The following is a 12,353-nucleotide window of genomic DNA, read 5'->3' on the forward strand; positions in this document are numbered from 1 at the left end:
TAAAACCATCGCTCATTCCGGCGCAACGAACTCTGTCACTTCCCGCCCACCGGCATCCAGCTGAAACACCCGCGCCGGCCGCCCTTGCTCATCAAAGAACACCTGCCCCAACCCCGCACCATTCCACAGCCGTTCCCCCGCCTTACTATGGTTGGGCGTACGCGGCACCACCTCCATCTCCCGCCGCTTGGTAAACCAGTTGAGCGGCGAGCGTGGTGAATACAGCCAACGGTTCAGCCGGTCGAGCACATCGAGCAGGCGCCTGGGGAACTCGTTCTTGATGCCGCTGCTGGTGATCTGCCACAAGTGCGGGCTGCGCTGGCGATGGCGAATCAGTACTTCATACACGAATGAATAATGCACGTCGCCGGAGAGCACCACGTAATGCCCCGGCGTGCGCGAGTGGCGGAAGATATTCAAAATTACCTGCGCCGCGCCGCGGTGTGCCATCCAGTTCTCGGCATCCACCAGCAACGGGTAGCCCAGCCAGCTGAACGCTTTCTGCACGGTTTCGATCAGTTTTACCCCGAAGATCGGCGCGGGTGACACGATAATCGCCGAGGGATGATCGAGCAGCGCCTGCTGCAGCTCGCTCAACGCTTCCCAGTCGAGCAGGCCGGATGGCTTGGCCAGGCTGCTTTCGCTGCGCCAGCGGCGGGTGCGGGTGTCGAGCACCAGCAACGGCGGGTTGCTGGGCAAGCTGTACTGCCAGCCCTGGAACTGCAACGCTTCGCCGATCAGTTCGTCCTGTGCCTGGCTGTCTAGCGTTGTACCTGTCAGCACCTGGCAGCGCTCGACCAGCCCCGCGCAGCCATCCGGGTCGTTGCCCCAGCCCTGGCACAGCAAGTAGCCAAGCAACGCGTTGCCGATGATGCGCCGTGAGAAGGGGTGGCCATAGGCGGTTTCTTCCCACTGTGCCGAGAGGTTCCAGTCGTCGGTGATGTCGTGGTCATCGAAGATCATCAGGCACGGCAGGTGGGCCATTACCCGTGCCACCTGGCCCAGGTTGCTGGCGAAGGCCTCGATCAGTGGCAGCTCTTGCCGATACCGCGCCTGGCGCTCATCAGTGAGCCCGGCGGGCATGTCCAGGTTCACCAGGCGCCAAGGCTCGGGTGACCATACCAGCAGGTACATGGCCATGACTTCAGCGAAGGTGACCAGGTGGTTGTCGGCATTGCTTGACGAGAAGATCGGCTTGCGTTTGCCGCCGAAAAAGCGCTCGCGCAGGCTTTCGTTCTGTTCTTGGGCCGGCAGCAGGTCTGCACGGTGGTAATAGCTGGCCGGGTGCTGGTACAGCGCTGTGCTGTCGGCCACCACCGCACCATCGAGCTGTTCGTCGAACAGCCCCAGGCGCTCGATCAGGCTATGAATGGCCCGCAGCATGGGGCCGGCAACATCGTCGGCATACACCTGGTCACCGCTCATCAGCAGCACGGCAGGGCGCTGTTCGGGCTGTTCGCACTGTGCCAGCAAACGGTCGGCGCAGAGCAGGCCATCCGCGGCAGGGTGGTGCGGCTTGCGACAAGAACCATGCAATAAATGGTCGAGGCGGTCCCGCAGCACAAAGCTTGGGCGCTGGCAGCCTGGGTAGAGCAGGTGGGGTGCCCACTCGGCGATGCCCTGGCCATCGATGCGCAAGTCATAGCCCAGCGCCTGGTTGCAAGGGAGGGGCTGGTCGAAGTGGATATCCAGCAAGTGGATAAACGCGTGCTGGCCTATCGGGATAACCTGGCAAGTGGCGTTGGCTGTACGCGCTGCGCCGTCCAGGGTGAATTCGGGTTGCAAGGGTTGCGTGGCGACCAGCCAGATGGCCAGGCGCTGGGGCTCTAGCCGGCGCAGTACCGGGCCGGCAAGAACGAGGGGTAGGGATGAGGTCATCAACAGCTCTGTTGGCTAGACAGCCCATCCACCCGTGCAGCGACAGCACTGCACCAGTGGCAGCGGGCTTGCCCGCGAATAGGCCATCGAATTCAAAATACCTCTGAAGCCTGGCGCTATTCAGCGCCAAACCAAAAACGGGCGGAAAATGCTGAGCATTTCCCGCCCGTCAGGCAAACCTAATATGTATCAGGCTTTTTCAGCCATCAGTTTCTCCAGCTTCTCCTGATCGCGGGCAAACTGGCGAATACCCTCGGCCAGCTTCTCGGTGCCCATGGCATCTTCGTTCATCGCCCAGCGGAACTGGCTCTCGCTCAACACCTGCTTGGCCTCGCCAGCGTTGCCCGGTTTGAGCACGCGCGGCAGCTCGCCCTGATCATCGCTCAGTTGCTGCAGCAGCTCGGGGCTGATGGTCAGGCGATCGCAGCCTGCCAACTGCTCGATCTGGCTGATGTTGCGGAAGCTGGCGCCCATGACCACGGTGTCGTAGCCATTGGTCTTGTAGTAGTCGTAGATGCGCGTGACCGATTGCACGCCCGGGTCCTCGGCGCCCACGTACTCCTTGCCAGTGTTTTTCTTGTACCAGTCGTAGATACGGCCCACGAACGGCGAAATCAGGAACACCCCGGCATCGGCGCAGGCCTGAGCCTGGGCGAAGGAGAACAGCAGGGTGAGGTTGGTCTGGATGCCTTCCTTCTCCAGCTTCTCGGCGGCGCGGATGCCTTCCCAGGTGGAGGCCAGCTTGATCAGCACGCGGTCTTTGCCGACCCCGGCTTTGTCGTACAGCGCGATCAACTGACGGGCCTTGGCCAGCAGGGCCGGTTCATCGAACGACAGGCGGGCATCCACTTCGGTGGAGATTCGCCCAGGGATGGCCTTCAGAATGCCCGAACCCACCGCCACCGCGAACTTGTCGCAGGCCAGGTCCACATCGCCGTTGGCATCGCCCTTCACCTGCTTGAGCAGTTCCGCATAGCCGGGCATGGCAGCCGCCTTGAGCAGCAGCGACGGGTTGGTGGTGGCATCGACCGGTTTCAGGCGGGTGATGGCGTCCAGGTCCCCGGTGTCGGCGACCACGGTGGTGAACTGTTTGAGTTGTTCCAGCTTGGAGGTCATGGGCGTGCTCTGTCCTGTGCAATGACTCGACATTACCCGAGCCCCGGCGGCCGCTCAAGGCCCGTCGAAGCTGGGCGTGCAAAGCGGCCTTGCCGGGGCGTCGGGCCGGTCGGAAAGGGCTGCGAAAGGTGATGATTCGAGTCCCCTCCCGCCGCGAGGTTCCCAAGTCTGCTGGACTATCTGCTTTTCAGCGCCTCGCCCAAGGTGCCGGATTCCCCTTCCTGGAGCCGTTTGCCGTCGGGCATGATGATTTCCAGCGTGGTCCCCGCAGGCCGAGGTGCTGGTTGTGCCGCCCGCGCCTGCGCCTTCCTAGCTTCAACCCTGCGCTCGATCATGGTTGGGTACTGCGAGGCCACCAACAGGATGATGGCGACCGGAGCAAAAATCGCCAGTGCCACACCCCAAGTGCCCTGGGAGCGCGTGCGCCTTTTCAACGCCCCTCCATCAGTTCCGCCGCTTGATCAAACACCGCCAACGGCTCGGCCGCCTTGTGAATATCCGCCGACAGCAACTGCCGGAACCGCCGAGCGCCCTTGAACCCCTGGGCCAGCCCCAGAATATGCCGGGTGATGTGGTGCATTGCCCCGCCACTTTCCATATGCGCCACGATATAAGGCCGCAGCAGCGCCAACGCCTCGCTGCGGCTGACCACCGGCGCCTCGCTGCCAAACAGTTGCTGGTCGACATCGGCCAGCAGGTAAGGGTTGTGGTACGCCTCACGCCCCAGCATCACCCCGTCGAACGTTTCAAGGTGCGCCTGGCATTGCGCCAAGGTCTTGATCCCCCCGTTGAGCACAAACTCCAAGTCCGGGAAGTCCGCCTTCAACTGTGCCGCCACGTCATAGCGCAACGGCGGCACCTCACGGTTCTCCTTGGGCGACAGCCCCTCAAGAATCGCGATCCGCGCATGCACGGTAAAACTCCGGCACCCGGCCTCACGCACCTGGCCGACGAAGTCGCACAGCTCGGCATAGCTGTCACGGCCATTGATGCCGATGCGGTGCTTCACCGTCACCGGCGTCGAAACCGCATCCCGCATGGCCTTCACGCAATCGGCCACCAGCGCCGGGTGGGCCATCAGGCAGGCGCCGATCATGTTGTTCTGCACCCGGTCGCTCGGGCAGCCGACGTTGAGGTTGACCTCGTCGTAACCGGCCTCTTCGGCCAAGCGCGCGCAGGCCGCCAGGTCAGCCGGCACGCTACCACCCAGTTGCAGGGCCAACGGGTGCTCGGACACGTCGTGACGGAGGAAACGGTTGGCGTCGTTGTGCAGCAGGGCGCCGGTGGTGACCATTTCGGTGTAGAGCAGGGTGTGCTTGGAGAGCAGGCGCAGGAAGAAGCGGCAGTGGCGGTCTGTCCAGTCCATCATCGGTGCAACGCTGAAGCGGCGTGACGGCTCAGGGCGCGTGGGTTCTGGCTTGTAGCCTGATTTTGCGGTCATTTCGTTCAACGTGTTTTGTACCAATTTTCGGGGTTTTGGGGCGTTTTCACCAAGCGCTTGGTACAATGTACCAACCGACAGACGACGTGTACCAATCTCAGATGGCAACGATCAGAACGCGTAAAAAGGCCGATGGCAGCACCAGCTACCTCGTCCAGATCCGCATTAATCGCGACAAGGTGACAGTCTACCAAGAGAGCCAAACGTTCGCCCGCAAACAGGCTGCAGTGGCCTGGGCGAAGCGACGGGAAACCGAGTTGTCTGAGCCTGGTGCTATCGAGCGCGCCAACCGGGTAGGGCACACGGTCAAGCAGATGATTGACCGTTACCTGGTCGAGGCAGAGAAAGCCCGGCCTCTGGGCGAGACCAAGCGACGCACGTTGAACGCCATCAAGAACAGCTACCTGGGTGAGATGGTCGACTCCGACATCAGCCAGCAGGTGCTGGTGGACTATGCCCTATGGCGTATGAGCCCCGCAGGCGGTTGCATCAAACCACAGACAGCCGGCAATGATCTGGCTCACCTGGGTTCAGTGTTGTCGCTCGCTAGGGCAGCGTGGGAGTACGAGATCAACCCCCAAGCTATGCCCGACGCACGCCTTGTCCTGAAACGCCTCGGCTACAACATGAAGAGCCGGGAGCGGGATCGCAGGCCAACGCTTGAAGAACTCGACAAGGTGCTTGAGTTTTTTTTCGAGATGCTAGCCCGGCGTCCGACAGTCATTCACATGCCGAAGGTCGTGGCGTTTGCCATCTTTTCTACACGCCGCATGGACGAGATCGCTCGCATTATGTGGCAGGATCTGGATGAGCACCGCCAGGCGGTGAAAGTGCGGGACATGAAGAACCCCGGGCAGAAGATCGGCAACGATGTGTGGTGCCATCTGCCAAATGAGGCGTGGGCGATTGTGCAAAGCATGCCGCGTCAGTGCACTGAGATCTTCCCTTACAACACTGATTCAATCGGCACGGCCTGGTCCAGGGCATGCAAGATGGTTGGCGTGGAGGACCTGCATTTTCACGATCTGCGCCACGAAGGTGTGAGCCGATTGTTCGAAATGGATTGGGATATCCCGCGCGTATCGAGTGTTTCCGGTCATCGTGACTGGAACTCGCTGCGGCGTTACACCCATCTGAGGGGGCGTGGCGATCGATATATGGAATGGAGTTGGTTGGAGCGGATTGTCCAGGCCCCGGTCACCCTAGGCGCCCGGGCTGAGTAGTTGGTTAGGGAATGCCCAGAATTGACCCTCACTTGTGCTCGTCTTGATGCGCCGGTTGCATCAGACCTGGCCGCCTTCGGCTAGAGGTACGCCTGAAGCCAGCATGCAATAGAACACCGATTGGCAACGGAAGGACGCACGAAGCGATAGGCTAGGATCCCCTCACGCGCGTGATGCCATTGTGATATCGTGCTGAAAAATTTAAAGGGAATTTATCGTGGTTCGGCTAATCCTTTCAATAGTGAAAAATTTCTTCATCAAAACTTGGCAGTTTTTTGCAAGCGTTGTAGTGGTTTTAGTGCTTTTTCTTAGTCAGTTCCATGATTTCAAATCTCCGGACATTGTTCTAGAAGTTACGTCTGTTAAGGCTACGGCCTCACAGCCAGTCGATTTGGTAATGTTTGGGGAGCTCTCTTCTTTAAAGTCTCTTATAGCGCGTGAAGAGCGTGTTTTAGATTCGCGAGGGAGGGAGCGTGACTACTCTCCGGAAGAAATTGATCGAATTCTGTTAACTCATAGAAATAATCTGGCCTCTATGAATATAGAGATTGAGACGTCAGAGAGAAAGCTTGGGGGGACGATGTCGGCGGAGAATAAAAAGTATACATTAGATACTTTAGTTGCTTTAAGTGAGGATCTGGATAGTTTTCGTGGGATGTCTGACCTGTTAGGGTTTTCGGGTCGCTCACTAATAAATGAAGCAGGTGAGGATTCAAATATTGATGATAAAATTGAAAAGCTGCGAGAGTCCATAAATTTGCAGCTTGATACTAAGAGGAAAAAAAGAGATAATTTGAGTGCAAGGTATAAGGAAGCAAATAAGCAGTGGCTGGACTTTAAGTCAAATGTAATGCCGAACAGAGCGAAATTGGTAATTACGTGCGCAGTAGGGAACCAAGGGAGTGGGGCAACCTCACTGAAACCACAGGCTCTATTTCGAGCAAACCTAGGTGAAGGAAATTATCTGGATTTCTCGATGAAAATGAGCGATTACGACAGTTCGCCTGAGGCTGCAACTCTCCAGCCTCAGTCTTATAAGGTAATTAAATTCGAATCCGATGAAATTCAGTCTATGACTGCCGCAGACAGAGAGCGGTTTAAAGCATTCTTGGGGAACGCATCTCCTGCAAGAATTTTTGTGTCTGATGTTAGTGGCGCAGTATATGCGTCCAACTCAGTGCCATTTTCTCCTGGCGTTTATGAACAAAAAATGTTTGACTCGTTAAAGCAGTTCGCATCTTCTAAAAATTCTCGATAAGAATTTTTTTGTTTGTTTACTGATTTTATCTCAAACAGCATGGCGCGGTTGTCGTTTACTGATTTGCGGATATTCGATTGGGTAGAAGGGAGGGATGCAGCCAGATGGTCCGTGTGAATGGCTGACACCCATCAAGTGGGCTGCAATCTCCGTATCAGCCTGTCCGTCACCTTTTATTCAATTGTGCGCACTCTTTGCGCGCAGCATCCCGCTGCTGGTCCAGATAGAGAGCCAGATCGGCAATATGTATGCCACGGGCGCTCTTCTGGCTCGGTTCAAGTCGGGTGATGGGCAGCTTGATCTCCCCGGCCAGCACCTTGCGTTGGAATACGAGCGGCGTGAGGTGCGTGAAGTAGTCAGCGCATACCTGTTCGAGCGAGATAATCGCCATGCCGTTGTACTGCGCCATCAAAATAAACGCTGTATTCACGCATGACCCTCCTGTTCCCGCGAATTCGTCTCTGCGTTGCTGGGGCGAGCGGATTGCCGACCCTCATTGAGCTGGCTTAGCACCTGCTTGCTGGCGAGGTTGAACAGCTCGTCGGTGGAGACCGGGAAGATGGACTGCTCGAAGTTGCGTACGGCGTCAAATCGAGTGCGGTACAGCCCGGCCTGGCCGAGCCATGCGACGGCGCAATGCTCTGCATCTGAGATCGGGCAAGGGGTCGTAAGTCGTTCACCCTGGGAACTTAAGTTGCACTTTTTGCAGATATGCAGGCCCCCGTCGTAAGGGTCCACTGTTTCCCAGTGATGCTTGTGAGTGCTCATGCTGCCTCCCGTTGAGCCACGCTCAAGCCAACGGCAACCGGGCGTACCCAAATCGGCATGCTGCTCAGCACGAAGGTTTCGCCCTGGGCGACCAGTAGAAGGGTTGTGCCCATAACATCAGCTACGGCTTCTGCAGCAGCTGGTGGAACGGCATTGCCGATACGCTCACGCCACGCTTGGTCACTCAGACCGTCCAGCTCAAGCTGTTCTTCTGGTTCGACCAGGCTCTGTATGGCTGCCAGCTCGAAGGTGGTGAAGGGTCGGTGCCATGTTCCGTCCAGCGATTCGATCACGCATGCCAGACGGTCATTGGCGTCGGGAAGGCGCGGATCTGCCACGCTCCAGCGGCCGTTGTCGTGCATGGCACTGGCGGACACTGCGCCGGACGGCCCATCCCAAGGCACAACGCCGTAGTGCCCACCGGTCAGGTAGGCGTCACCTTTGGTGCGGCGCATACCTGGGCGTGGGTCTTGCACGGCAAAGGCGCCTTGACCGGTAGTGCTGCCGGCGATGACGGTTCCCGCTGGGCTGTTGTACGGCGTGACCTGGTACTTGCCGAAACCGGCGCCTGCTCGACGTGGATCGGCAACGCTGAAGGTTCCCTGCCCGGGGCTCTTCACGCCGATTACCGCGCCGCTGGTATCTCCCCAGCGGCGCACACCGTACTGCTGGTACTGCAGAGCGCCGGCCTTGGCGCGCGGATCTGCTACCGAGAACTTGCCATTGGTGGGGCCGCTGCGCGCAGCGACCGTGCCAGCTGTTTCTTGCCAGTCGTGCACGCCCAAGAACCCGTCGCGGAATTGCGGAACGATGATCAGGTCGCGCAGGTAGCCTTCCTCGATCACCAAATCATTCAGGCTGCGCCAGTCTTTACCGGCCTCGACCAAAGCGAGGCGTACCCATGTTTTCCACTGGAGTGACGGTACCCGGTGCATCGGGCCGGCTGCTTCAATGTCGCCGGCCAGCGGCATGCGGCCGAGAATATCGCCAACCGCACGAAGCGACTTCTGCTCAGGCTCGTACAGGAATGGCGGTACCTTCTCAACGTGACGGCCAACCAGCAGAAAGCGCTTGCGGCTCTGCGCGAGGTTCCCAATGCGCCCACAGTCGTGGGTGGTTTCAGCGACGGCGTAGCCAAAGCTGGAGAGCAGGCTGTTGATCTGGTCGAGCAGATGCCGCCCGCGGCTGGCAAGGCGAGGAACGTTCTCGAACACCAGCAGCGGAACCGGGTCATCTGCCCATGCCTCACAGAACAGCCAGATGCAGCGCAGGGTCAGCTCGTTGAGGGCTTGGTAGCGTGGCGTTTGGCTCATCGTTTCCGAGAGCAGCCCGCTTGCACCCTTGCACGGTGAGCTGATGAATACGGCGTCCGGGCGCTGGCCGCCAGCGGCCTTGCGAATGTCCTCCGGTGTGGCCTCGCGCCAACCCGGTGGCGGCTCTTTCCCGTGGAAGCGGATGTACTGATCGCGGGTGAACAGATCAATCAGTGTGCCCTTTACGCCCGACAGGCGTTCGAAGTCGGCTAGGCCGGCAGGATCGACGTCGACCCCACCAATGCACTGCCAGTCGGCTTGGAGGTTGCCCACGATAGGCTTGGAGCGATTGAAGCCTTTTGCCCCTCCGCCCAAGCCACAACACATGTGGAAGTGTTTAAGTACGTGTTTGCGCAGGCTCACAGTCCGGCCTCCTTTCGTCCAACCAGCTGCATGGCTTGGTCGAAGGTCATTGCGCGGGCCTTGAAGTGCCAGACCGGATCGCACTCACTGCTCAAGACCAGCGTATTGAGCAGCGGAGCGGGCTTACCTGGTGTCCAGTTATCAAGTACGTCGCGCAGGCCGAGTGCCTTAGCGATGGCCTGGGCATTGGTGGTCTTGCCGCAGCCAGAGGGGCCGTGCACAAGGCAGCTTCGTGGGGCTTGGGTCGTCATGCCGCCACCTCCGCGCTTGCTGCACTGGCTGGGGTTTCGCGCAACTGGGTGTGAATGCGTTTAGCCAGACCTTCCAGTCCTGCAGCTTGCTGCTTGGCGCGTGATGCCTGCTGAGTTGCCTTCATTGCGTTTAACGTCCGCTCGGTCAGGCTCAGGGTTTCCATGGCGCTGATGAGCAGTTCGTAATCCGACCTTGTCACTGCCAGCCCGGTGTAAGACATGATTCGGGCCTCCAGTTCGCGGATGCTGCCTTTGAGGTGTGCGATTACCGTGTGGTGCTTACGCTGGTCTGCTTCAGATTGAACTCGGGCTTCGTCCAGGTCGTCCTGAAGACCTTTGATCCGCAGCTTCAGATCGGACTTCAGGCTCTGTTTGCCCGTGTCCAAGCCTCTGTTGAACGCGCGCTGGCGGGCTTTCGCGAAGAGGAAAGGCAGGATGGCCAGGGTGATCAGCCAGATAATGCCCATGGCGAGAACTTGTTGGTGCGGTTGCATATGCTGTGCTCCAAGATGCCCAGCACCGGCCGGGAGTGTGGTGGTGGCCTAGTGCTGGATGCGTTGCCCCTGATGGCCGGGGCTGCCTGTGTTACGCCGATTTCGTCGCTTGGGTGTCGAGGTAGTCGGCAAGGTCATGCAGGTAGATCACATACTGCGCTCGGGCTGAGTGGTGCAGCTTTGTAGGCTTCAGCCCAATCTTTCCGGTGTTGATCAGCTCTCTGAACCGACGGTCTGTTTTGATGTGCGGAAAGTAGTGCTCTCGCACGGCAGTCAAGGTCGGGCAGGGGGTGGTCCATTGCTTGCGCAGTTGTCCAAGCGTGTCCGTCATTGGCGGTCCCCGTACCCCTCGGGTAGTTGGCCGAGCTTGGTGCGTACTGCGTTCGCAAGCGTGAGCTTGCAACTGCCGTAAGCAGTCGCGCAGATGTCGCCCTGGTCATTGGTTACAACGGTACCGAAGGGCTGGTCTTCGTCCGTGGTGGGAGTGATGTAAGCGCGCAGACCTTCAGGTAGCACATCGCTCACGCAGTCGAGCGCTTCCATCAAGGCGATGGCTCGCTGGGTCTGTTGGCCCGACTCAGTTCGGCCGTTGGCCACGTCCTGCAGGAAGTTGCGAAGGGCCATGTACTTGGTCGAGTCGCCGCGCGGCAGGGTGATCGAGCCCGTGTAGGGGCCAAAGCGCACCTGCAGGTGGTGGTCGCGGTCGTCGTTCTCAACCTGGATGTGGGCGTCGAGAGAGGTTTCAGGGCGGTTCAGCGGGCAGGTGGTGTTGCCGCCGTTCTCCAGCGTGCGCTCCAGCAGCATCACGCAGCGCAGTTTGATTGTGAAATCACTCATACCGCACCCCGCTAGGTACGGCGCGAACGTGCCCTGATTGAGTGACGATCAGTTGCAGGCCGGTGAAGCGTTGAAACGCTTCAATCGTGGCTGGGCGAGTGCAGGTGGTGGGGTGCAAGTAAACCTTGCACCCGTTTCGGAGCTGTGCAATTGGCATTTCTGGACCTCGGTGGTGAGAGGGTTGCGGTCCAGACAATACTTAAACGAATTTTTCCGGTCAATACCTAAACGAGATGAAGGCTATTCGTTTAGGGGTTAAAAGATTTCAACCTTCGATACGACCACGCCACAAATGGTTGCGTCACTCGGCAGTTCAATGATCGGGTCGGGCCAAGATGGGTTCAGAGGCTTCAAAAAATATCGCTCACCCTCTACCACCAGCTGCTTGAACGTTGCCTCTTTGCTGTTAGCCAGCTTGACGATGACCAAGGAGCCGTTTTCATAGTCCTTAGCCGGGTCGACAAAGATGATATCTCCCTCTCTGAAGGAGCGACGCTCATGAGGGTTAAACATGGAAAGCCCGCGAACCCGCAGGGCAAAAGTCGAACTGCTGTGTGAGACGGCGCAGGGTAACCAGGCTTCTGCAGCCTCAAGTTCAAACGGTTCTTGCATCTCGCACCAGGCTCCGGCCTGTACCCAAGAAATCAGAGGTACGAAACCACGAACCTTCGGTCCTGGTTCCACATTGGCTGTTGGCCCGAGTGGCGGCTGACTGCCACCTTCTCCCTTCCATAGCCAATCAGTAGTCACACCAAGGGCTTTTGCGATCCGCTCGACATTCTCATGCCGAGGGCTAGCCGATGTGCCCGACAGAATCCTATGGATGGTTGGCTGTGGTACTCCCGAACGTCGAGCTAGCTCGCCGCCTGACAGCCCGAGTTCATGCATGCGTTTTGCTACGCGATTCCCTATCACTGCGGATTGCTCTGATTAGTTTGCGTATCACAAGTGTATTGCCCTGACCTATTCGTTTGGGTAACATCTGGTTATTCGTTAACGAATAGGTTGCATCATGTCCATACAAGAGATGCTTGGAGCGCTAATCGAGAGGGGCTTTTCGCAACGCGCGATTGCAGAGAGGGTTGGCGTGACTCAGCCCACCATCTATCGCGCCACGAAGGGTGCGGCGGTTCGCTACGAGGTAGGCAAAGCTATCGAGGCTTTTTACGAGGAGCAGGTAGTAGGAAGTAGATGCAAGAAGGAACACTGAGCTAGGGCCTCTCACCACAAGAATCCCCTAGCTCAGCTTGATCAGCGCTTAGCGCTGAAGGACCCGCCATCCGGTTGCCTCTCACCACAAGAATCGCCGGATGACTAGAACCGCGTGAAATGCCCGCACAGCACGCAAAGCACAACACATCGGTCGTATTCACAGGATAGGGCGTACTTACCCCTGTGACTACACCGTTAA

15 protein-coding genes are annotated in these 12,353 nt (G+C 58.6%); 3 read left to right on the forward strand and 12 right to left on the reverse strand.

All coding sequences use genetic code 11. The annotated features are described in order from the left end of the window. Positions 1–12: 12 nt before the first annotated feature. The 4 genes from HU766_RS04950 to dusA form a co-directional block, all read right to left on the reverse strand. On the reverse strand, positions 13–1,878 hold the full coding sequence (locus HU766_RS04950) for an alkaline phosphatase D family protein (protein ID WP_186654068.1): 1,866 nt from the start codon (positions 1,876–1,878) through the stop codon (positions 13–15). A gap of 189 nt (positions 1,879–2,067) precedes the next feature. Continuing rightward, a complete protein-coding gene (tal, locus tag HU766_RS04955; protein ID WP_033700376.1) occupies positions 2,068–2,994 on the reverse strand; it encodes a transaldolase in 927 nt (308 codons plus the stop codon). Positions 2,995–3,170: 176 nt separating this feature from the next. Then, complete coding sequence (locus HU766_RS04960; RefSeq protein ID WP_227696913.1) at positions 3,171–3,392, reverse strand: hypothetical protein; 222 nt, start codon at positions 3,390–3,392, stop codon at positions 3,171–3,173. A 32-nt stretch (positions 3,393–3,424) separates the two neighbouring features. Next, positions 3,425–4,435, reverse strand: a complete 1,011-nt coding sequence (dusA, locus tag HU766_RS04965) for a tRNA dihydrouridine(20/20a) synthase DusA (protein WP_186654070.1) — start codon at positions 4,433–4,435, stop codon at positions 3,425–3,427. A gap of 101 nt (positions 4,436–4,536) precedes the next feature. Between dusA and HU766_RS04970 the strand changes: the two genes are divergently transcribed. Beyond that, on the forward strand, positions 4,537–5,658 hold the full coding sequence (locus HU766_RS04970; RefSeq protein ID WP_186654072.1) for a site-specific integrase: 1,122 nt from the start codon (positions 4,537–4,539) through the stop codon (positions 5,656–5,658). A gap of 217 nt (positions 5,659–5,875) precedes the next feature. Continuing rightward, positions 5,876–6,916, forward strand: coding sequence for a hypothetical protein (locus HU766_RS04975; protein WP_186654074.1), 1,041 nt, complete (start codon positions 5,876–5,878; stop codon positions 6,914–6,916). Between the two features lie 166 nt (positions 6,917–7,082). On the opposite strand, the gene HU766_RS04980 is transcribed toward HU766_RS04975, so the two are convergent. The 8 genes from HU766_RS04980 to HU766_RS26550 form a co-directional block, all read right to left on the reverse strand. Further along, on the reverse strand, positions 7,083–7,346 hold the full coding sequence (locus HU766_RS04980) for a pyocin activator PrtN family protein (protein WP_186654076.1): 264 nt from the start codon (positions 7,344–7,346) through the stop codon (positions 7,083–7,085). Continuing rightward, positions 7,343–7,684 carry a hypothetical protein gene (locus HU766_RS04985; protein WP_238338557.1) on the reverse strand — a complete coding sequence of 114 codons (342 nt, stop codon included), beginning with the start codon at positions 7,682–7,684 and terminating at the stop codon, positions 7,343–7,345. The genes HU766_RS04980 and HU766_RS04985 overlap by 4 nt, the downstream gene beginning before the upstream one ends. Further along, positions 7,681–9,324, reverse strand: coding sequence for a DNA cytosine methyltransferase (locus tag HU766_RS04990; RefSeq protein ID WP_186654240.1), 1,644 nt, complete (start codon positions 9,322–9,324; stop codon positions 7,681–7,683). The genes HU766_RS04985 and HU766_RS04990 overlap by 4 nt, the downstream gene beginning before the upstream one ends. Before the next feature lie 32 nt (positions 9,325–9,356). Then, positions 9,357–9,611, reverse strand: coding sequence for an AAA family ATPase (locus HU766_RS04995; RefSeq protein ID WP_186654078.1), 255 nt, complete (start codon positions 9,609–9,611; stop codon positions 9,357–9,359). Next, positions 9,608–10,105 (reverse strand): hypothetical protein, encoded by a 498-nt coding sequence (locus tag HU766_RS05000; RefSeq protein ID WP_186654080.1) that lies wholly within the window; start codon positions 10,103–10,105, stop codon positions 9,608–9,610. The genes HU766_RS04995 and HU766_RS05000 overlap by 4 nt, the downstream gene beginning before the upstream one ends. 91 nt (positions 10,106–10,196) lie before the next feature. Beyond that, positions 10,197–10,436, reverse strand: a complete 240-nt coding sequence (locus HU766_RS05005) for a pyocin activator PrtN family protein (RefSeq protein ID WP_186654083.1) — start codon at positions 10,434–10,436, stop codon at positions 10,197–10,199. Beyond that, complete coding sequence (locus tag HU766_RS05010; protein WP_186654086.1) at positions 10,433–10,942, reverse strand: hypothetical protein; 510 nt, start codon at positions 10,940–10,942, stop codon at positions 10,433–10,435. Before HU766_RS05010 ends, HU766_RS05005 begins: the two co-directional genes overlap by 4 nt. Before the next feature lie 255 nt (positions 10,943–11,197). Beyond that, positions 11,198–11,857, reverse strand: coding sequence for a S24 family peptidase (locus HU766_RS26550; RefSeq protein WP_186654089.1), 660 nt, complete (start codon positions 11,855–11,857; stop codon positions 11,198–11,200). A 112-nt stretch (positions 11,858–11,969) separates the two neighbouring features. Between HU766_RS26550 and HU766_RS05020 the strand changes: the two genes are divergently transcribed. Next, the gene (locus HU766_RS05020; RefSeq protein WP_238338566.1) at positions 11,970–12,152 is read left to right on the forward strand and encodes a helix-turn-helix domain-containing protein; all 183 of its coding nucleotides are present in this window, start codon (positions 11,970–11,972) and stop codon (positions 12,150–12,152) included. The last annotated feature ends 201 nt before the right edge of the window (positions 12,153–12,353 follow it).

Source organism: Pseudomonas sp. SWRI77 (genome assembly GCF_014269105.1).
GTDB lineage: Bacteria > Pseudomonadota > Gammaproteobacteria > Pseudomonadales > Pseudomonadaceae > Aquipseudomonas > Aquipseudomonas capeferrum.

What these genes read in the sequence shown, in the direction of transcription:
- tal (WP_033700376.1), bottom strand. Translation starts at nt 2,994, where the DNA reads ATGACCTCCAAGCTGGAACAACTCAAACAGTTCACCACCGTGGTCGCC.
- HU766_RS05020 (WP_238338566.1), top strand. Translation starts at nt 11,970, where the DNA reads ATGCTTGGAGCGCTAATCGAGAGGGGCTTTTCGCAACGCGCGATTGCA.
- HU766_RS04990 (WP_186654240.1), bottom strand. Translation starts at nt 9,324, where the DNA reads ATGTGTTGTGGCTTGGGCGGAGGGGCAAAAGGCTTCAATCGCTCCAAG.
- HU766_RS05000 (WP_186654080.1), bottom strand. Translation starts at nt 10,105, where the DNA reads ATGCAACCGCACCAACAAGTTCTCGCCATGGGCATTATCTGGCTGATC.
- HU766_RS04970 (WP_186654072.1), top strand. Translation starts at nt 4,537, where the DNA reads ATGGCAACGATCAGAACGCGTAAAAAGGCCGATGGCAGCACCAGCTAC.
- HU766_RS04950 (WP_186654068.1), bottom strand. Translation starts at nt 1,878, where the DNA reads ATGACCTCATCCCTACCCCTCGTTCTTGCCGGCCCGGTACTGCGCCGG.
- HU766_RS05010 (WP_186654086.1), bottom strand. Translation starts at nt 10,942, where the DNA reads ATGAGTGATTTCACAATCAAACTGCGCTGCGTGATGCTGCTGGAGCGC.
- HU766_RS04995 (WP_186654078.1), bottom strand. Translation starts at nt 9,611, where the DNA reads ATGACGACCCAAGCCCCACGAAGCTGCCTTGTGCACGGCCCCTCTGGC.
- HU766_RS05005 (WP_186654083.1), bottom strand. Translation starts at nt 10,436, where the DNA reads ATGACGGACACGCTTGGACAACTGCGCAAGCAATGGACCACCCCCTGC.
- dusA (WP_186654070.1), bottom strand. Translation starts at nt 4,435, where the DNA reads ATGACCGCAAAATCAGGCTACAAGCCAGAACCCACGCGCCCTGAGCCG.
- HU766_RS04985 (WP_238338557.1), bottom strand. Translation starts at nt 7,684, where the DNA reads ATGAGCACTCACAAGCATCACTGGGAAACAGTGGACCCTTACGACGGG.